The following is a 17,476-nucleotide window of genomic DNA, read 5'->3' as shown; positions in this document are numbered from 1 at the left end:
CTATGAAATCGCTTCAGGCTTGAGTTGCCCTTCCGGGGCGAGCCGTTTGTCTCGCCAGCGTTTAGGTCTCGCGCGCTCTCCCTTCTCCCCTTGTGGGAGAAGGTGTCGCCGAAGGCGACGGATGAGGGGTGTTCCAGCTTGGCAATAGCCGCGCTCCGTCCAACACCCCTCTTCCGTCTTGGCGCTGCGCGCCAATCCACCTTCTCCCACAAGGGGAGAAGGCAAGACGGCGCGGTGCCCCTTCTTGGTTTGCAACTTATGCCCGCAGCACGCCACCCGTCTGCTTGTGCACATTCTCGACAATGCGCTTTGCCAATGCCTCGAAATCCTCGTCGGTCAGCGTCTTTTCGACCGGCTGGATCGACACTTCGATGGCGATCGATTTCTTGGCAGCACCCAGTGATGCCCCTTCGAAAACATCGAAGACCGAGACGTTGGTGATCAGCTTCCTGTCGGCGGCAAGGGCGGCGCGGGTCAGCGTGCCGGCTTCGACTGCCTTGTCGACGACAAAGGCGAAATCGCGCTTGACCGCCTGGAAGGCGGACAGCTCCAGCTTCGGTTTTGTCCGCGTCGGCTTGGCCTTGGGCTCGGGCACGGCATCGATGAACACTTCGAAGCCGCAGAGCGGCCCGGAGACGTCCAGTTCCTCCAGCGTCTTCGGGTGAAATTCGCCGAACGTTCCCAAGATGACCTTCGGTCCGAGCTTGATCGTGCCGGCGCGGCCGGGATGATACCAGGCCGGGCCGCCGGCCTCGACCTGCAGCCGCTCGACCGGCGCGCCGCAGGCTTCGAGTGCTGCGATCGCGTCGGCCTTGGCGTCGAACACGCCGACGGAACCGGCATTGCCGGCCCAGTGGCGGCCGGAGCCGTCGAGCTTGGCCGTGCCGCGCCGCACGCCGGCGGCGACGCGCCGCTGCTGGTCGGCCGCATCGCCCTCATAGGTGCCCGATACTTCGAACAGCGCGACATCGCCGATGCCCTTGTCGGCATTGCGCTGCGCGGCGGCGATCAGGCCCGGCAGCAGCGACGGCCGCATGTCGGACATGTCGGCGGCGATCGGATTGACAAGCTTGAGAGCTGTCTGGCCGCCGCCGAACAGTTCGGCGTGTTTTGCTGGAATGAACGACCAGGTGACCGCCTCCATCATCCCGCGCACGGCCAGCGCCCGCTTGGCGGCGCGGGTGCGGATCTGCAGCGTGGTCAGGATCTTGGCGTTGACGGCATCATGCGCGCCGAGCGGCTGCGGGGCGATATTGTCGACGCCGTGGATGCGCATGACTTCCTCGACCAGATCGGCCTTGCCGTCGACATCCGGCCGCCAGGACGGCACCGCCACATTGACGACATCGCCCGCGCCTTCCGGCTTGAAGCCGAGGCGCGAAAGGATGGCGAGACTCTCGTCCCTGGGCACCTCGATGCCGGTCAGCCGCTTCACTTCCGACAGCGGGAAGGCAACCACCTTCGGCGTGTGGCCGGCATAGCCGACGACTTCGGTTTCGGTCGGCGTCCCACCGCAGAAATCCAGCACCAGCTTGGTCGCCAGCTCCACGCCGGGAACCATGAATTCAGGGTCGACGCCGCGCTCGAACCGGTAACGCGCATCGCTGATGATGCCGAGCGTTCGGCCGCTGCGGGCCGTGGTCATCGGATCCCAAAGTGCCGATTCGATCAGCACGTCTGTGGTGTTCTCGTCGCAGCCGGAATGCTCGCCGCCCATGATGCCGGCGATCGATTCGACGCCGTCCTGGTCTGCTATCACGCACATGTCTGGCGTCAGCGTGTATTCGCGGCCGTCGAGCGCCAGCACCTTTTCACCGTCACGCGCCCGGCGTACGGTAAGATTGCCGGCGACCTTGTTCGCGTCGAACACATGCAGCGGTCGGCCGCGGTCGAAAGTGACATAGTTGGTGATATCGACCAGCGCGCTGATCGGCCTTAGCCCAATGGCGATCAGCCGCTGCTGCAGCCATTTCGGCGACGGACCGTTGTTCACACCTTTCACCAATCTCAGGGCGAAGCCGCGGCAGAGCTCAGGGGCTTCGATCGTCACCTTCACCGGGCACATACCGTTGCCGGCATGCGGCATGATCGCGCCGCCGACGAGGCGGCCGAGCCCGCTCGCAGCCAGATCGCGGGCGATGCCATAGACGCTGGTCGCGTCCGGCCGGTTCGGCGTCAAATTGATCTCTATGACCGGATCGTCGAGATGCGCATAGGCGGCGTAGCTGGTGCCGACCGGCGCATCGGCGGGCAGATCGATGATGCCGTCATGCTCATCCGAAAGCTCGAGCTCGCGCTCGGAGCACATCATGCCGTGGCTTTCGACGCCACGGATCTTGCCGACCGTCAGCGTCACGTCGATGCCGGGAATATAGGTGCCGGGTGCTGCAAAGGCGCCGATCAGGCCCGCGCGCGCATTGGGCGCACCGCAGACGACCTGCACCGGGGCCTTGCCGTCGCCGGTATCGACCGTCAGCACGCGCAGCCGGTCGGCATCGGCATGCTGCTCCGCCGTCAGCACCCTGGCTATGACGAAGGGCTTCAGGCTCGACCTGTCGTCGACATGCTCGACCTCGAGGCCGATCGAGGTCAGCCGCTCGACGATCTCGTTGAGCGTGGCATCGGTCTCTAGGTGATCCTTGAGCCAGGAGAGGGTGAGTTTCATGACTGTGTTCCGTCTGATGGTCTGGGCACGCTGGTTTTCAAATGGCGTGGCAAGTCGTCCGGCATGTGCAGGAAGGAAAGCTGCTCGCGCACATGGGCGTGGTGCGTCGGCTTGAAATAGGCCGGCATGTCCATGGCGCCGAGCATGAAATAGATGTGGTCGGCCAGCCGCTCGTCGACATAGGCGATCGGCGAGCCGCAGATGCCGCAAAAGGAGCGCGTCACCGGGCCGTTCTCGAACATCTTCAGCGCCTTGCCCGTAAAAGCGACCTGCTCGGTGATGAAGCCGACGAAAGCCGATACCGGCGCGCCGCTGGCCCGCCGGCAATCGCCGCAATGGCAATAGCTGACATGGTGCGGTTCGGCCGAAGCCTCGAACCGCACGGCGCCGCAGCGGCAGCCGCCGGTGTGGGCCGCCGTCATGCGCTCAGGCCTGCGAACAGCGTCGGCATGTCGACCGGCCGGAAGCCGTAATGCGACAGCCAGCGCACATCGGCGTCGAAGAAGGCGCGCAGATCCGGCATGCCGTACTTCAGCATGGCGATGCGATCGATGCCCATACCCCAGGCAAAGCCCTGATATTCGTCGGGGTCGAGCCCGCCATATCTGAGCACATTGGGGTGGACCATGCCGCAGCCAAGGATTTCCATCCAGTCGGAGCCTTCGCCGAAGCGCACCTCGCCCGGCCGCGATCGGTCGCACTGGATGTCGACCTCCATGCTGGGTTCGGTGAACGGGAAGAAGCTCGGCCGGAAGCGCATCTTGACTTGGCGGACCTCGAAGAAGGCCTTGCAGAACTCCTCCAGCACCCATTTCATGTTGGCGACGTTGGCTGATCTGTCGATCACCAGCCCCTCGACCTGATGGAACATCGGCGAGTGCGTGGCATCGGAATCCTGGCGGTAGGTCTTTCCGGGAATGACGATGCGGATCGGCGGCTTCTGCACCTCCATGGTGCGGATCTGCACCGGCGAGGTGTGGGTGCGCAAAAGCTTGCGCTCGCCCCTCTCGTCCGGCTGGAAAAAGAAGGTGTCATGCATCTCGCGTGCCGGATGGCCTTCCGGGAAGTTCAGTGCGGTGAAATTGTAGTAGTCGGTCTCGATATCGGGACCTTCGGCGATGGCGAAGCCGAGGTCGCCGAAGATCGCGGCAATCTCGTCGCTGACCTGGCTGATCGGATGGATGCGGCCGCGCTCGGCCGGAGATTGCCGCACCGGCAGCGTGACGTCGACCTTTTCCGCCGCGAGCCGTGCCGCGATCGCCACGTCCTTCAGCTCGGCGCGGCGCGCGGTAAGCGCCTCGGTGATGCGGTTCTTGAGACCGTTGATCGCCGGGCCTTTTATCTGGCGCTCTTCTGCGCTCATCGAGCCGAGCGTCTTCAGCATTTCGGAGACCGTGCCCTTCTTACCGAGCGCTGAAACACGCACGGCTTCGATCGCCTGCTCGTCGGCGGCCGACGCAATGTCGCTCATCAGGGAATTTTCGAGAGTTTCCATGTCACTCATGTTTCAGACTCGATTGAAGGCAAAGAAAAACCCGCGCCAGCCCTGCCAGCGCGGGTTTCCCAAATCAAGTGTCGATGTGCTTGGGAAGGCGCTGGTTAGGCTACAGCGCTTTCAAAAGCGTTCGGCGTGGTGTTCTTAAGGTACTCGAGCGCGACCTTGGCCTTGGCCACAAGCGCGGCAAATGCCTGCGGCTCGTGGATGGCCATGTCCGACAGGACCTTGCGATCGATCTCGATGCCGGCCTTGTTGAGACCGTCGATGAACCGGCCATAGGTCAGGCCATGCTCGTGGGTCGCGGCATTGATGCGCTGGATCCACAGAGCGCGGAACGAACGCTTGCGGTTCTTGCGGTCGCGGTAGGCATACTGCAGCGACTTTTCTACCGCCTGCTTGGCGATTCGGATGGTGTTCTTGCGGCGGCCGTAAAAACCCTTGGCGGCTTTCAGGACCTTCTTGTGCTTGGCGTGCGAAGTGACGCCTCTTTTTACGCGTGCCATGTCATGATCTCCTTAAAAAGCAATTCCAGGAAAAGTGCCTAGCGGTTTTCCGTTCGGAATTGCGTAAAACAAATGCGTGTCCAGACCGAATGCCTTAGAGGCCGTTCGGCAGAAAATTCTTGATGACCTTCTTGCCATCCGGTTCAGCCAGAACCATCGTGCCGCGGGCATTTCGAATGAACTTGTTGGAACGCTTGATCATGCCGTGACGCTTGCCGGCCGCAGCCGACAGGACTTTACCCGTACCAGTGATCTTGAACCGCTTCTTGGCGGCTGACTTGGTCTTCATCTTGGGCATTTTGCTACTCCGTTTATGTGCGCATCATCGCGCATTTTTGTTCGCTTCAGGCCGACCAAAGCCCGAAAAGCAAATGAAACCGCCACGGCATGCCCTGCCGGGCGGTTTTTGGGAACGGCGGTGCTATACGTCAAAGCGGGCCGGCGTGCAACACCCAGTGCCAACACACCCAGTGCCGACACACCTTGTGCCGACACACCTGGGCCTATGGGAAACGGAACAGCACCGGCAGTATGCCTGATTGCTGGGCGCCGTCGATCGATTCGAAAAACGGAATGGCGACGAGGAACACCAGTCCGTCCAGCAGCGTCGTCCGCAGCAGGCGCGGCTTGAAGCCGCCGGTGTCGCCTTCCTGATAAAGCGAAAGCTTCGGGAAAAAGCGCGGCACTCGCGCCATATAGGCCTGGAATGGAGTTCCGAAGGCCTCCTTCAGGAACGTCTCTTCGCGCAGGATGACGACATGAAAGGCTGCGGCGCAAATCACCGCGAAGCCGATCGCCGCAGTAATCGAGCCCATCTGCGCGCCGACGCCGGCGGCAGCTATCGAGGAGAAGACATAGAGCGGATTGCGGGTGATCGAATAGGGTCCGCTGGTAACCACCTCGGAGGATTTGCGTCCGCCGATATAGAGCGTCGACCACAAGCGCCCGACAACGCCGAGAATGATCAGCAGGACGCCGACCATTTCGATCGTTTCGTGCGGCACGCTTTCGGGAGGAAAAGCAGACTGGCCAAACAGCAGCACTGCGAACATGACGACCACGAGGGCGGCAAGCACCATCCTGCGCGCGTGCTGATATCTGCCCAGCGCACGCCTGGCCTGCGCTTGTTCGGCCCGCGCCGATTTAACTTCATTGAGCATGTCGGGAATCCGATCGTCGAGGAATTTCGCCAGCGATCGCAGCGTCTGGCCAAGAAAACAGGCGCCCGCCGATCGTCGGGACGCCTCTGCAGGATGATTCAGGCGGATTTAATGCATGTCGCCTTTTTGCCGGCATCCGCAGCTCAATACAGCCAGAAGAGGACGGGAATTACGCCGCCTTCCTGTCCGGACTCGATGAGTTCGAAAAACGGTATGGAAGCCACGAACATCAAGCCATCGCGCAGCGTGTGATTGAAGATGCGCGGTGTGAAGGTGACCTCGGCCTGATCGCGATAAAGCCGGGGATTGGGAAAAAACCGCGGCACCCGTGCGATGTAGTCCTTGTACGGCGCCCCGAGCACGGTCGTTAAATGCCGTTCCTCGCGCAGCGTGACGACGTAGAACGCGGACGCGCATAAAACAGCCGACGCCACCGAGACGATCACGCTGCCGGTCTGGGCGCCGATGCCGCCGGCCGCTACGGTGGAGAAAAAATACAGCGGGTTGCGCATAACCGAATATGGGCCGGTAGCAACCAGTTCGGCCGACTTGCGGCCGCCGATATAGAGGATCGACCAGAGCCGGCCGCCGATCCCGATCAGTATCAGGGCGATGCCGTACTGCCCCTCTATGCGTTCGTGGCCTAATTCATCGTGCGTGGAGCCGCCGAAGATCAGCAAAGCGCAAAAAGCACCGATCAGCAGCGCCAGCAGGACGCGCCGGCGCCGCTGATAGCGGCCCATTTCGTCGAACGATCTTTCAATCGGAGAACGTGCCGCAGCGGCCATGGACAATCCTTTCGCCGCGAGGACCGGCAACCGGACTGCTTGTCGATGCAACTTGCGGAGAAATCATGGCGAAGACAAAAACAAACAAAAGGCCGCCGAAGCGGCCTTTGCTGTGACGGGACCGCTTTAGCGGGATCACTTTAGCGGGGCGCCAGCACCATCATCATCTGGCGGCCTTCGAGCTTCGGTTCGGCTTCGACCTTGGCGATCGGTGCCACTTCCTCGCGAACCTTGTTCAGAAGCTGCATGCCGAGTTCCATATGCGCCATCTCGCGGCCGCGAAAGCGCAATGTCAGCTTGACCTTGTCACCTTCCTCGAAAAACCGCCGGACCGCTTTCATCTTGGTCTCGTAGTCATGGCTGTCGATGTTCGGGCGCATCTTGATCTCCTTGATCTCGATGACCTTCTGGTTCTTGCGCGCCTCGGCCGCCTTCTTCTGGTTGGCGTATTTCAGCTTGCCGAGATCGAGAATTTTTACGACGGGCGGCACTGCGTTGGGCGATATCTCGACCAGATCGAGCCCAGCCTCTTCGGCGAGCAGCAATGCGTCGTTGATGGAGACATCGCCGTGGTTGTGGCCTTCGGCGTCGATAAGCTGGACCCGGGGAACCCGGATGTCACGGTTGGAGCGCGGGCCATCCTTGGTAGGCGCCGTTGCTTTGAAAGGTCTGCGAATGGTCGTGGTCTCCTTGAGCCGTTTCGTTCAGGGTTTTCAATTCAGAATTGCGAACGCGCCACTGTGGTGAGCGCGCGGCCGGAGTCAATAGCACAGCGCTGACAGGAAATCACCTGTTGCCTGACTTCTGCCTGTACCAAACGAAGAAAGTTGCCGAGCACTTTTCGTTGAACCGTCCGCTGTGTCAAAAGACCTGCGTGAGGAGTGAGCCATGACCGCACCGGTTTTTCTCGATGTCGACGGAACCAGCATCGCTGTCAGGCGCGCTGCGGGTGCCGCGCCAGGCATTGTCTGGCTTGGCGGCTACAAGTCGGACATGCTGGGCACCAAAGCCGAGACGCTGGCGCAATGGGCGAGCGGGCAAGGCCGCGCTTTCCTGCGCCACGACTATTCCGGTCACGGCGAATCGGGCGGCGCCTTTGCCGACGGCACAGTCTCGAACTGGCTTTCGCAAAGCCTCGCCGTCTTCCGCCATTTCACGCAAGGCAGGCAAATCCTGGTCGGCTCCTCGATGGGCGCATGGATCGCGCTGCGCATGGTCCAGGAATTGCGCCAGGAATTGCACCAGCCAGGCGAGAACCGCGTCGCCGGCCTGGTGCTTCTGGCGCCGGCGCCGGATTTCACCGCCGAACTGGTCGAGCCGGCGCTGACCAAAGCGCAGAAACGCGATCTTGCCAAAAAGGGTTTTTTCGAGGAGCCGTCGGACTATTCGGCCGAGCCTTACATCTACACCCGTGCGCTGATCGAGGACGGTCGCAACAACCGGGTGCTGACCGGGCCGATCGACACCCACTGCCCCGTCCACATATTGCAGGGGCTGGCCGATGCCGACGTGCCGCCGAGCCATGCGCTTAAACTGGTCGGCCTGCTGCCGGCCGACGACGTCACGCTGTCGATGATCCCCGACGGCGACCACCGCCTGTCGCGGCCCCAGGATCTCGACATGCTGGTGCGGGCGGTCGACGCCATGGTGCGGCAGGCAGGCTAGGACATGCGCATTTCCATTCCGGTATCCGCCTTCGTCGCAGCGATTGTCGGCTTCGGCGGCACGTTGGCCATCGTCATCGCCGCCGCCAAGGCAGTCGGCGCGACGCAGGTCGAAACCGCGAGCTGGGTGACGGCGATCTGCCTCGCCATGGCGATCGAGAGCCTGTGGCTGTCGTGGCGCACCAAGATGCCGGTCATCGCCGCATGGTCGACGCCGGGGGTGGCCCTGATCGCGGCATCGAGCGGCTTTTCGATCGGCGAGGCCGTCGGCGCCTTCATCGTCACCGGGATTTTGCTGATTGCCACCGGCCTGTTCAGGCCTTTGACCAAGCTGATCGCCAGGATACCGGCCTCGGTCGCGTCGGGGATGCTCGCCGGCATCGTCGTCACCTTCGCAATCAATGCGGTGAACGCGATTCCCGTCGACCCGTGGCTGATCCTGCCGCTGATCGCCGCCTTCTTTGTCATCCGCCTGTTCAATCCGGCGCTCTCGGTGCTGGCAGTGCTGATCGGCGGCGGCGCTGCCGCTTTCCTTACCGGCCGGGTCGGTGGTCTGCCGACCCCGGAACTTTCGACTTTGACGCTGATTGCGCCGCAGTTCACCGTCACTGCGATCGTCGGCCTGGCGCTGCCGCTTTATCTGGTCACCATGGCCTCGCAGAACCTGTCCGGCCTCGCCGTGCTGAGAGCCGCGGGCTATCACCCCGAACCCGGCCCGCTGATAGGCGTCACCGGTCTGCTTTCGCTGCTGTCGGCACCATTCGGGGCCTCGACCACCAACCTGGCGGCGATCTCGGCGGCGATCTGCACCGGCCCCGACGTCCATCCCGATCCGGGCGAGCGCTGGAAGACCGGTCCCTTCTATGCGCTTGCCTATCTCGTCTTCGCCATTTTCGGCGCCTCGCTGGTGGCGATCTTCGCCGTGCTGCCGCAGAGCCTAATCGTGCTGGTTGCAGGGCTGGCGCTGATGGCGCCGCTCGCCAACGCGCTGGCGATCGCCTTGACGGAAGACGGCGAGCGCATGGCCGCTACCGTCACCTTTGCGGTCACCGCTTCGGGGCTGACGCTGTTCGGCGTCGGCGCGGCGTTCTGGGGGCTGATTGCGGGCCTGGTCGTTCTTTTCCTTGAAACGCTCAAAAAGCAATAAGCATTTCAAATGCTTGTCCGGTTTTGGCCGACATTGTCTTGAATCGCCGTTTTTCTCATCCCATTTCGAATCCACGCAGCCGGGATTGGCTGTCTCCAACTGAAGGATTGGGAGAAAATGAACACATCTGCATTGATCCGTCCGGCCTGGACGCCGGCGACCATCGCTCTGATGGTGATCGGCTTCATGGTGTTCTGGCCGCTCGGCCTCGCCATGCTCGCCTATATCATCTGGGGCGACCGGCTTGACGGCTTCAAGCGCGACGTCAACCGCGCGACCGACGGCATCTTCGCCGGCTGCCGCCGTGGTTCTGACAGAGCGGCGCGCTGGGGCCACGGCTCCGCCCGCACCGGCAATGTCGCTTTCGACGACTGGCGCGAAAAAGAACTCGAGCGGCTCAATGAAGAGCGCCGCAAGCTCGACGAGATGCTGAGCGAGTTCGACGAGTACGCCAGGGAATTGCGTCGCGCCAAGGACCAGGAAGAGTTCGACCGCTTCATGGCGAACCGCAACAAGTCGACGTCGCCCACAACCGGCGGCCCCACAACCGGCGGTAGCAATTCCACGCCGGGCCTACTTGACGAGTAAGGCACTTGCCCTGACATAAATATTCAAAAACGGCGTCGCGTCAGCGGCGCCGTTTCTTTTTTGTTCTATTCGTTTTCCTCGAATCACGTATCGTCCCGGCCATGTCATTCGGCTTCTTCCGCAACCTGACCAAACCCAGGCCCGCCCCAGTCGTGGAGCGAGAGCATTGTGTTGCCGGCCGCACGCTGCCGCTCAAGATCGTCGAGAGCGACCGGGCGCGGCGATTGACGCTGCGCATCGATTCCGGTGGCCGGGGCCTGCGCATCACCGTGCCACCGGGCCTGCGGCGAGGCGAGGTGGAAAAATTCCTCGACCGCCATCAGGACTGGCTGGAGCAGCGGCTGGCCAAGGTGCCCAACCGGCCGCAGGTGCGGCCCGGCATCAAGATACCGGTGCGCGGCGTGCCGCACCGCATCGTTCATGAGCCTTCGAAACGCGGGACGGTCACGCTGTCGCGTGATGAGCGCGGTCCGCTGATGATCGTCCATGGCGACCGCGTGCACCTGCCGCGCCGTATCGCCGATTTCCTCAAGCGCGAAGCCAAGCGCGAAATCGAGGCGCTGGTGGTCAAGCATACCGGGGCGGTCGGCAAGCGCGCCAAGGCAATCCGCTTCAAGGACACCTCGAGCCGCTGGGGGTCATGCACGTCGGACGGCAACCTCTCGTTCTCCTGGCGCATCATGATGGCGCCGCGACCGGTCATAAACTACCTCGTCGCGCATGAGGTGGCGCATCTCAAGGAAATGAACCACGGCCCGAAATTCTGGAAACTGTGCGAGCAGCTCTGCCCCGACACCGAGCGCTGCAAGGATTGGCTGAAGCGCAATGGCGGCGCGCTGCAAGCGATCATGTTCGAATAGAATGCTTGTAGGGAGCGGAATAAAAACTGTAGCGATCCTTCGCGCCCCCCTCTGTCCTGCCGCATCAACAGGTTCTGCACTGCCGCTCAATCGTCATTCGCCGCGTTCAACTCCTCCGGCCGCAAGCCTTCGTCGGTTTGGCGCGGCCATGGCAAGAAGTCCTTCTTGAAGGCGTCGTTGCTGAAATAGTCGAGCGCGCGGTGTGCCTCGGCGCCGTTGAAGGCGGCCTTGTCCATCAGATGAGCGATGACCTCGCGGGCCTGCGCGACCTTCTGCCTGAGCTCTGTAACCGTCTTGTCCGTCATGGTTTGCTCCCGCCTTCATCCATCCATTGAAACTAGGGCCATTCCCAACGCCGGCAAACAGGATGCTTTTTCTCGACTCTTTTGCCGTTTCGTGCCAATCCCCGCGCCATGGCGCTCGGAATCAAGATATGCGGATTGAAGACCGACAAGGCATTGGCCGCGGCATTGGCCGGCGGTGCCAGCCATGTCGGCTTTATTTTCTTTGCCAAAAGCCCGCGCTATGTCGAGCCGGCTGAAGCCGGCCGCTTGCGCGAAGCGGCAATCGGCAAGGCCAAGGCGGTTGCTGTGACGGTCGACGCCGGCGATGTGTTCCTGGATGAAATCGTCGAAAAAATGCGCCCGGACATGCTGCAGCTGCATGGCTCGGAAACGCCGGAGCGGGTGGCCGAGATCAAGGCCCGCTATGGCCTGCCGATGATGAAGGCGCTGCTGGTCGGCGAGGCTGCCGATCTGGAGCGGATAAGACCCTTCGTCGGCATTGCCGACCGTTTCCTGTTTGACGCCAAGCCGCCGAAGGGTTCGGAACTGCCGGGCGGCAACGGCATTGCCTTCGACTGGCGCGTTTTGGCCGGCCTTGACGCAGGCGTCGATTACATGCTTTCCGGTGGCCTCAACGCCGCCAATATCGGCGATGCCCTTCGGCTAGCCAACCCGCCAGGACTAGACATTTCCTCGGGCGTGGAAAGCGCGCCGGGCGTCAAGGATCCGGCGCTGATCGAACAGTTTTTCCAGGCCGTCAGGGCAGCACGCGACAACCGCGCCGCCTGACCGTGCTTCAAACCACAAGCTAGGAGATCGGCGATGAACAAGCCGGCCATACCCAATTCCTTCCGCACCGGACCCGATGAGCAGGGCATGTTCGGCATCTTCGGCGGTCGCTTCGTTGCCGAAACGTTGATGCCGCTGATCCTCGACCTCGAGCGGCACTGGAATGAGGTCAAGGACGATCCGGATTTCAAGGCCGAACTAACAGACCTTTCGACCCATTATGCCGGGCGGCCGTCTAAGCTTTATTTCGCCGAAGGCCTGACCCGGCATCTTCGCGAGGTTTCCTCGACGAAGGGCCTGGGCGGCGGCGCGAAGGTTTATTTCAAGCGCGAGGATCTGAACCACACCGGCTCGCACAAGATCAACAACTGCCTCGGCCAGATCCTGCTGGCCAAGCGCATGGGCAAGAAGCGCATCATCGCCGAGACCGGCGCCGGCCAGCACGGCGTGGCGTCGGCCACGGTGGCGGCGCGTTTCGGCTTTCCTTGCGTCGTCTATATGGGCGCCACCGACGTCGCCCGGCAAAGCCCGAATGTCTTCCGCATGAAGCTGCTCGGCGCCGAGGTGCGGCCGGTGACCGCCGGCCACGGCACGCTCAAGGATGCCATGAACGAAGCCCTGCGCGATTGGGTGACCAATGTCGAGGACACCTACTACCTGATCGGCACGGCCGCCGGCCCGCACCCCTATCCGGAGCTGGTGCGCGACTTCCAGTCGGTGATCGGCACCGAGGCGCGCGCCCAGATCCTCGAGCAGGAAGGCCGGCTGCCGGACACGATCATCGCCGCGGTCGGCGGCGGCTCCAACGCCATCGGCCTGTTCCATCCCTTCCTCGACGACCGCAGCGTAAAGATCATCGGCATCGAGGCCGGCGGCCGAGGCCTCGACGGCATCGAGCATTGCGCCTCGATGAGTGCCGGCGCCCCCGGCGTGCTGCACGGCAACCGCACCTACCTCCTGCAGAATGCCGACGGGCAGATCATGGATGGGCATTCGATCTCGGCCGGCCTTGACTATCCGGGCGTCGGGCCGGAGCATTCCTGGCTGCGCGACAGTGGCCGCGTCGACTACGTGCCAATCCTCGATGACGAGGCGCTGGAGGCATTCCAGCTGACGACACGCGTCGAAGGCATCATCCCGGCGCTCGAATCCGCCCACGCCATCGCGCATGCGATAAAGATCGTACCCGCCATGGACAAGGACCAGATCGTCATCGTCAACCTGTCCGGCCGCGGCGACAAGGACGTGCATACGGTGGCCAATATGCTGGGCATGGAGATCTGATCATGACCACCCGCATCGACCGCCGCATGGCCAAGCTGAAGGCCGAGGGCCGCCCGGCGCTGGTCACCTATTTCATGAGCGGCGACCCGGACTACGGTACCGCTTTGTCGATCATGAAGGCGCTGCCCAAGGCCGGCGCCGACATCATCGAAATGGGCATGCCGTTTTCCGATCCGATGGCCGACGGCCCGGCGATCCAGGCGGCCGGCCTGCGCGCGCTGAAAGGCGGTCAGACGCTGGTCAAGACGCTGAAGATGGCGTCGGAATTCCGTGCCGCCGACAACGAAACGCCGATCGTTTTGATGGGGTATTACAATCCGATCTACATCCACGGCGTCGACCGCTTCCTCAGGGATGCGCTGGCCAGCGGCATAGATGGGCTTATCGTCGTCGACCTGCCGCCGGAAATGGATGAGGAGCTTTGCATTCCGGCGCTGAAGGCCGGCATCAATTTCATCCGGCTGGCGACGCCGACCACCGACGACAAGCGCCTGCCCAAGGTGCTGCAGAACACCTCCGGCTTCGTCTACTACGTGTCGATGACCGGCATCACCGGCTCAGCACTTGCCGACACCGGCAAGGTGGCGGCGGCGGTCACGCGCATCAAGGGCCATACCGACCTGCCGGTCTGCGTCGGCTTCGGCGTCAAAACCGCCGAGCAGGCACGCATCATCGGGGCCTCGGCCGACGGCGTCGTTGTCGGCACCGCGATCGTCAATGCGGTCGCCAATGTTCTGGGACCGAAGGGCGAAAAGACCGCCGACCCGGCCGAGGCGGTCGCCACGCTGGTCAGCGGGCTCTCGCAAGGCGTGCGCGCGGCCCGCCTTGCTGCCGCCGAATAGTCTTGATCTTCTGGTTGACCATGATCCCCAGCGAAACCGGTTTCCACTTTTCGGGATCATGGTCTAACTCTTCGTCAGGACAGGAGCCGAAGCGATGAACTGGATCACCAACTACGTTCGCCCGAAGATCAATTCGATGCTCGGCCGGCGCACCGACATGCCTGAGAACCTCTGGATCAAGGATCCGGAGACCGGCGAGATGGTCTTCCACAAGGACCTGGAGCAGAACCAGTTCGTTATCCCGTCTTCCGGCCATCACATGAAGATCTCGGCCAAGGAGCGGCTGAGATTCTTCTTCGACGACGGCAAGTACGAGATGCTCGAAAACCCCAAGGTGGTGCAGGATCCGCTGAAATTCCGCGACGAGAAGCGCTACACCGACCGACTGAAGGAGGCCAAGGCCAAGACCGGGCTGGAGGACGCGATCATCAATGCGCTGGGCACCGTCGAAGGCCTGCCGGTAGTGGTGACCGTGCAGGACTTCGCCTTCATGGGCGGCTCGCTCGGCATGGCCGCCGGCGACGCCATCGTTCGTGGCTTCGAGGTCGCAGTGCAACGCAAGCGGCCGCTGATCCTGTTCGCGGCCTCCGGCGGCGCCCGCATGCAGGAAGGCATCCTGTCGCTCATGCAATTGCCGAGAACCACGATCGGCGTCGATCGGCTGAAGGAAGCCGGCCTTCCCTATATTGTCGTCCTGACCAACCCGACCACCGGCGGCGTCACCGCGTCCTACGCCATGCTGGGCGACGTGCACATCGCCGAACCCGGCGCACTGATCGGCTTTGCCGGGCCGCGCGTCATCGAGCAGACCATCAGGGAAAAACTGCCCGACGGCTTCCAGCGCGCCGAGTATCTGATGGAGCACGGCATGGTCGACATGGTGGTGTCGCGGCTGGAGATGCGCCAGACGATCGCGCGGCTCCTGAAGATGCTGCTCAAGCTGCCGGAGGAAGAAAAGCCGCTGGAACCGGAAATCCTGCCGCCGGTGGCGCTCCCGGCGGAAGCGCGCCCGCAAGCCTGACGCGACATCCGTCGTCGCGAACCGCGATTGCGCGCCATCCGTGGCGCTGTAGCATGTTGATTTCGCGCGTGATCCTTTCCGAAAATCGATTTCGATTTTCGGGGTCATGCGCTAGGATTCTCCCATGACCACGCTTGCCGCCGACCGCGAAATCGAAAGCCTGATGTCGCTTCATCCGAAGGGCTTCGATCTTTCGCTTGACCGCATTTCGCGGCTGCTGGAGCGGCTGGGCAATCCGCAGGACCATCTGCCGCCGGTCATCCACATCGCCGGCACCAACGGCAAGGGCTCCTGCGCCGCGTTTTCGCGGGCTCTGCTGGAAGCATCCGGCCACCGCGTCCATGTCCACACATCGCCGCATCTGGTGAACTGGCATGAGCGCTACCGGCTGGCCGCCGATGGCGGCGGCAGGCTGGTCGAGGACAAGGTCTTCGCCGACGCAATCGGCCGCGTCGCCAAAGCCAATGATGGCCAGAAGATCACCGTCTTCGAAATCCTCACCGCCGTCACCTTCCTGCTGTTTTCCGAACATCCGGCAGATGCCGTCATCATCGAGGTCGGCCTTGGCGGCCGTTTTGATGCCACCAATGTCATCAGCGAGCCGGCGGTGTCGGTGATCATGCCGGTCTCGCTCGACCACGAATCCTTTCTCGGCGACCGTGTCGAACTGATCGCAGCCGAAAAAGCCGGCATCATCAAGGGCGGTTGCCCGGTGGTCATCGGCGCGCAGGAAAGCGAAACGGCGCTACAGGTTCTTATCGAAACCGCCGAGCGGCTTGACTGTCCCGCCTTCGTCTATGGCCAGGATTTCCTCGCCTTCGAGGAAAACGGCCGGATGGTCTATCAGGACGAAGACGGGCTGATGGACCTGTCGCCGCCGCGCCTGCCGGGGCGCCATCAGTTCGCCAATGCGGCGGCGGCGATTGCGGCGGTCAAGGCGGCGGGCTTCGAGATCAGCCATCGCGTCGCCGACAAGGCGATGGCCAATGTCGCCTGGCCGGGGCGGATGCAGAAATTGCCGCAAGGCAGACTGACGGAACTGGCGCCGAAGGGCGCCGACATCTGGCTCGACGGCGGCCACAATCCGGGCGCCGGCGTGGTCGTCGCCGAAGCACTTGCCGAGCAGGAGGAAAAGAACCCGCGACCGCTGTTCCTGATTTCCGGCATGATCAACACCAAAGACCAGAGCGGCTATTTCAGCGCCTTCAAGGGGCTGGTGCGGCATGTCTACACCGTGCCGGTGAGCCTCAGCGAGGCCAGCGTGCCGAATGACGAACTGGCGATCCGCGCCGTCGAGGCCGGCCTGTCGGCCGAACCGGTGACCTCCGTCGCCAATGCGCTGATGCTGCTGCGCGACACATGGGACGGACCGCCGCCGCGCATCCTGATCAGCGGTTCATTGTATCTGGCCGGCGCAGTGCTGGCCGAAAACGGCACGCCGCCGGTTTGAGGCGCGTGTTGACCAGGGCACGATGACGCGGACTTCGTCAGATCACCGCGAGGAGCCAGTCATGATCAAGGTAAAGCAGCTCGCTCACGTTTGCATCTTCGCGGATGACCTCGAGGCGACGCGAAGCTTCTATCGGGACGTCCTCGGCATGGACACCCAATTCAACTTCCTGCGCGACGGCAAGATTTTGGGTTTCTACCTCAGTTGCGGCAGCCGCAGCCACATCGAGGTGTTCCGGAAAGATGGGGCCAGCTTTAGCGACTTGAACCAGATCAACCACTTCTGCCTCGACGTGGAAAACATTGACGCCGCGATCGCCCACGTAAGGTCGAAAGGCGTTGACGTCACTTCAAAGAAACACGCGTGCGATGATACCTACCAGGCATGGATTCGCGATCCTAACGATGTGAAGATAGAACTGTTTGAATATACTGAGAAAAGTGCACAATTCGTCGGAGGCGATCGTATCGCGGATTGGTGACCGCGCCGCCGGCCTATGGCGGGCTGAGACGGCCTTGGTGGATTACTTCAGCTCGATCTCGATGAAGGCATACTCGCCCTCATTGGCGTTGATGACGTCATGCTCCACGCCCTCCTTGCGGAAATAGGGCGCCCCCTTCTTCATCTCGGCGAAGGATTCGCCGTCCTTGGTCAGGAGCTTGAGCTTGCCGTCCATCAGCGGCACGATGACATAATCGTGGCCATGACGGTGCCAGCCGGTGTTGTCGCCTGGCGCGAAGCGGTATTCGGTGACGATGACGCGCTCATTGTCGATGAAGACGGTGGCCTTGGCGGATCCGGTCATATCGTTCTCCTGCCTTAAGCCAGACAAGAACATGAGGTGGCAAGTGGCGAGTGCCAGGGCGGACCAGCGCATGACCCAGAAAATCGAATTCGATTTTCTGGGTCATGCGCAAATAAAGTACTACTGCA

The 17,476-nt window shown here is 62.6% G+C and carries 20 protein-coding genes; 10 read left to right on the top strand and 10 right to left on the bottom strand.

What is annotated here, in order from left to right; all coding sequences use genetic code 11:
• Nucleotides 1-256: 256 nt before the first annotated feature.
• The 8 genes from pheT to infC all read right to left on the bottom strand — a co-directional run bounded on the left by pheT (nt 257) and on the right by infC (nt 7,291).
• Nucleotides 257-2,665, bottom strand: coding sequence for a phenylalanine--tRNA ligase subunit beta (pheT, locus tag NMG70_RS08865; protein WP_254024146.1), 2,409 nt, complete (start codon nt 2,663-2,665; stop codon nt 257-259).
• Nucleotides 2,662-3,087, bottom strand: a complete 426-nt coding sequence (locus NMG70_RS08860; protein WP_254024145.1) for a GFA family protein — start codon at nt 3,085-3,087, stop codon at nt 2,662-2,664. The genes pheT and NMG70_RS08860 overlap by 4 nt, the downstream gene beginning before the upstream one ends.
• The gene (pheS, locus tag NMG70_RS08855; RefSeq protein ID WP_254024144.1) at nt 3,084-4,169 is read right to left on the bottom strand and encodes a phenylalanine--tRNA ligase subunit alpha; all 1,086 of its coding nucleotides are present in this window, start codon (nt 4,167-4,169) and stop codon (nt 3,084-3,086) included. Before pheS ends, NMG70_RS08860 begins: the two co-directional genes overlap by 4 nt.
• Before the next feature lie 95 nt (nt 4,170-4,264).
• On the bottom strand, nt 4,265-4,666 hold the full coding sequence (gene rplT, locus NMG70_RS08850; protein ID WP_023796882.1) for a 50S ribosomal protein L20: 402 nt from the start codon (nt 4,664-4,666) through the stop codon (nt 4,265-4,267).
• A 94-nt stretch (nt 4,667-4,760) separates the two neighbouring features.
• Entirely contained in the window at nt 4,761-4,964 is a 204-nt protein-coding gene (gene rpmI / locus NMG70_RS08845; RefSeq protein WP_006201248.1) for a 50S ribosomal protein L35, read from the bottom strand.
• Between the two features lie 205 nt (nt 4,965-5,169).
• Nucleotides 5,170-5,826, bottom strand: a complete 657-nt coding sequence (locus tag NMG70_RS08840; RefSeq protein WP_254024143.1) for a methyltransferase family protein — start codon at nt 5,824-5,826, stop codon at nt 5,170-5,172.
• Nucleotides 5,827-5,969: 143 nt separating this feature from the next.
• Nucleotides 5,970-6,614, bottom strand: coding sequence for a methyltransferase family protein (locus NMG70_RS08835; RefSeq protein WP_254024142.1), 645 nt, complete (start codon nt 6,612-6,614; stop codon nt 5,970-5,972).
• A 140-nt stretch (nt 6,615-6,754) separates the two neighbouring features.
• Nucleotides 6,755-7,291 carry a translation initiation factor IF-3 gene (gene infC / locus NMG70_RS08830; RefSeq protein ID WP_254016371.1) on the bottom strand — a complete coding sequence of 179 codons (537 nt, stop codon included), beginning with the start codon at nt 7,289-7,291 and terminating at the stop codon, nt 6,755-6,757.
• Nucleotides 7,292-7,502: 211 nt separating this feature from the next.
• Here infC and NMG70_RS08825 point away from each other — a divergent pair, with 211 nt between their 5' ends.
• From NMG70_RS08825 to NMG70_RS08810, 4 genes are all read left to right on the top strand, one after another.
• Entirely contained in the window at nt 7,503-8,279 is a 777-nt protein-coding gene (locus NMG70_RS08825; protein ID WP_254024141.1) for an alpha/beta hydrolase, read from the top strand.
• Nucleotides 8,280-8,282: 3 nt separating this feature from the next.
• On the top strand, nt 8,283-9,425 hold the full coding sequence (locus NMG70_RS08820) for a benzoate/H(+) symporter BenE family transporter (RefSeq protein ID WP_254024140.1): 1,143 nt from the start codon (nt 8,283-8,285) through the stop codon (nt 9,423-9,425).
• Between the two features lie 117 nt (nt 9,426-9,542).
• Entirely contained in the window at nt 9,543-10,013 is a 471-nt protein-coding gene (locus NMG70_RS08815; protein WP_254024139.1) for a DUF2852 domain-containing protein, read from the top strand.
• A gap of 101 nt (nt 10,014-10,114) precedes the next feature.
• The gene (locus tag NMG70_RS08810; protein ID WP_029347461.1) at nt 10,115-10,873 is read left to right on the top strand and encodes a M48 family metallopeptidase; all 759 of its coding nucleotides are present in this window, start codon (nt 10,115-10,117) and stop codon (nt 10,871-10,873) included.
• Nucleotides 10,874-10,959: 86 nt separating this feature from the next.
• Here NMG70_RS08810 and NMG70_RS08805 read toward each other — a convergent pair whose 3' ends face one another.
• Nucleotides 10,960-11,178: a hypothetical protein gene (locus NMG70_RS08805; RefSeq protein ID WP_254024138.1), complete on the bottom strand. Its 219-nt coding sequence runs from the start codon at nt 11,176-11,178 to the stop codon at nt 10,960-10,962.
• A 108-nt stretch (nt 11,179-11,286) separates the two neighbouring features.
• Between NMG70_RS08805 and NMG70_RS08800 the strand changes: the two genes are divergently transcribed.
• From NMG70_RS08800 to NMG70_RS08775, 6 genes are all read left to right on the top strand, one after another.
• Nucleotides 11,287-11,946 (top strand): phosphoribosylanthranilate isomerase, encoded by a 660-nt coding sequence (locus NMG70_RS08800; protein WP_254024137.1) that lies wholly within the window; start codon nt 11,287-11,289, stop codon nt 11,944-11,946.
• A gap of 33 nt (nt 11,947-11,979) precedes the next feature.
• Entirely contained in the window at nt 11,980-13,230 is a 1,251-nt protein-coding gene (gene trpB, locus NMG70_RS08795; protein ID WP_254024136.1) for a tryptophan synthase subunit beta, read from the top strand.
• Nucleotides 13,231-13,232: 2 nt separating this feature from the next.
• A complete protein-coding gene (trpA, locus tag NMG70_RS08790; RefSeq protein WP_254024135.1) occupies nt 13,233-14,072 on the top strand; it encodes a tryptophan synthase subunit alpha in 840 nt (279 codons plus the stop codon).
• 94 nt (nt 14,073-14,166) lie between these two features.
• Nucleotides 14,167-15,093: an acetyl-CoA carboxylase, carboxyltransferase subunit beta gene (accD, locus tag NMG70_RS08785; protein ID WP_254024134.1), complete on the top strand. Its 927-nt coding sequence runs from the start codon at nt 14,167-14,169 to the stop codon at nt 15,091-15,093.
• A 124-nt stretch (nt 15,094-15,217) separates the two neighbouring features.
• A complete protein-coding gene (locus NMG70_RS08780) occupies nt 15,218-16,543 on the top strand; it encodes a bifunctional folylpolyglutamate synthase/dihydrofolate synthase (RefSeq protein ID WP_254024133.1) in 1,326 nt (441 codons plus the stop codon).
• Nucleotides 16,544-16,604: 61 nt separating this feature from the next.
• Nucleotides 16,605-17,024, top strand: coding sequence for a VOC family protein (locus tag NMG70_RS08775; protein ID WP_254024132.1), 420 nt, complete (start codon nt 16,605-16,607; stop codon nt 17,022-17,024).
• 42 nt (nt 17,025-17,066) lie between these two features.
• On the opposite strand, the gene NMG70_RS08770 is transcribed toward NMG70_RS08775, so the two are convergent.
• A complete protein-coding gene (locus tag NMG70_RS08770; protein WP_065011517.1) occupies nt 17,067-17,348 on the bottom strand; it encodes a cupin domain-containing protein in 282 nt (93 codons plus the stop codon).
• Between the last annotated feature and the right edge of the window lie 128 nt (nt 17,349-17,476).

The sequence above is a fragment of the Mesorhizobium ventifaucium genome, from assembly GCF_935822925.1.
Classification (GTDB): domain Bacteria; phylum Pseudomonadota; class Alphaproteobacteria; order Rhizobiales; family Rhizobiaceae; genus Mesorhizobium; species Mesorhizobium ventifaucium.
The sequence above is the reverse complement of the archived record's forward strand: the minus strand, read 5'-3'. Positions and strand labels throughout refer to the sequence as shown.

Excerpts from the sequence above, each read along its gene's own strand:
- pheT (WP_254024146.1), bottom strand. The coding sequence starts at position 2,665 with ATGAAACTCACCCTCTCCTGGCTCAAGGATCACCTAGAGACCGATGCC.
- NMG70_RS08860 (WP_254024145.1), bottom strand. The coding sequence starts at position 3,087 with ATGACGGCGGCCCACACCGGCGGCTGCCGCTGCGGCGCCGTGCGGTTC.
- pheS (WP_254024144.1), bottom strand. The coding sequence starts at position 4,169 with ATGAGTGACATGGAAACTCTCGAAAATTCCCTGATGAGCGACATTGCG.
- rplT (WP_023796882.1), bottom strand. The coding sequence starts at position 4,666 with ATGGCACGCGTAAAAAGAGGCGTCACTTCGCACGCCAAGCACAAGAAG.
- rpmI (WP_006201248.1), bottom strand. The coding sequence starts at position 4,964 with ATGCCCAAGATGAAGACCAAGTCAGCCGCCAAGAAGCGGTTCAAGATC.
- NMG70_RS08840 (WP_254024143.1), bottom strand. The coding sequence starts at position 5,826 with ATGCTCAATGAAGTTAAATCGGCGCGGGCCGAACAAGCGCAGGCCAGG.
- NMG70_RS08835 (WP_254024142.1), bottom strand. The coding sequence starts at position 6,614 with ATGGCCGCTGCGGCACGTTCTCCGATTGAAAGATCGTTCGACGAAATG.
- NMG70_RS08825 (WP_254024141.1), top strand. The coding sequence starts at position 7,503 with ATGACCGCACCGGTTTTTCTCGATGTCGACGGAACCAGCATCGCTGTC.
- NMG70_RS08820 (WP_254024140.1), top strand. The coding sequence starts at position 8,283 with ATGCGCATTTCCATTCCGGTATCCGCCTTCGTCGCAGCGATTGTCGGC.
- NMG70_RS08815 (WP_254024139.1), top strand. The coding sequence starts at position 9,543 with ATGAACACATCTGCATTGATCCGTCCGGCCTGGACGCCGGCGACCATC.
- NMG70_RS08810 (WP_029347461.1), top strand. The coding sequence starts at position 10,115 with ATGTCATTCGGCTTCTTCCGCAACCTGACCAAACCCAGGCCCGCCCCA.
- NMG70_RS08805 (WP_254024138.1), bottom strand. The coding sequence starts at position 11,178 with ATGACGGACAAGACGGTTACAGAGCTCAGGCAGAAGGTCGCGCAGGCC.
- NMG70_RS08800 (WP_254024137.1), top strand. The coding sequence starts at position 11,287 with ATGGCGCTCGGAATCAAGATATGCGGATTGAAGACCGACAAGGCATTG.
- trpB (WP_254024136.1), top strand. The coding sequence starts at position 11,980 with ATGAACAAGCCGGCCATACCCAATTCCTTCCGCACCGGACCCGATGAG.
- trpA (WP_254024135.1), top strand. The coding sequence starts at position 13,233 with ATGACCACCCGCATCGACCGCCGCATGGCCAAGCTGAAGGCCGAGGGC.
- accD (WP_254024134.1), top strand. The coding sequence starts at position 14,167 with ATGAACTGGATCACCAACTACGTTCGCCCGAAGATCAATTCGATGCTC.
- NMG70_RS08780 (WP_254024133.1), top strand. The coding sequence starts at position 15,218 with ATGACCACGCTTGCCGCCGACCGCGAAATCGAAAGCCTGATGTCGCTT.
- NMG70_RS08775 (WP_254024132.1), top strand. The coding sequence starts at position 16,605 with ATGATCAAGGTAAAGCAGCTCGCTCACGTTTGCATCTTCGCGGATGAC.
- NMG70_RS08770 (WP_065011517.1), bottom strand. The coding sequence starts at position 17,348 with ATGACCGGATCCGCCAAGGCCACCGTCTTCATCGACAATGAGCGCGTC.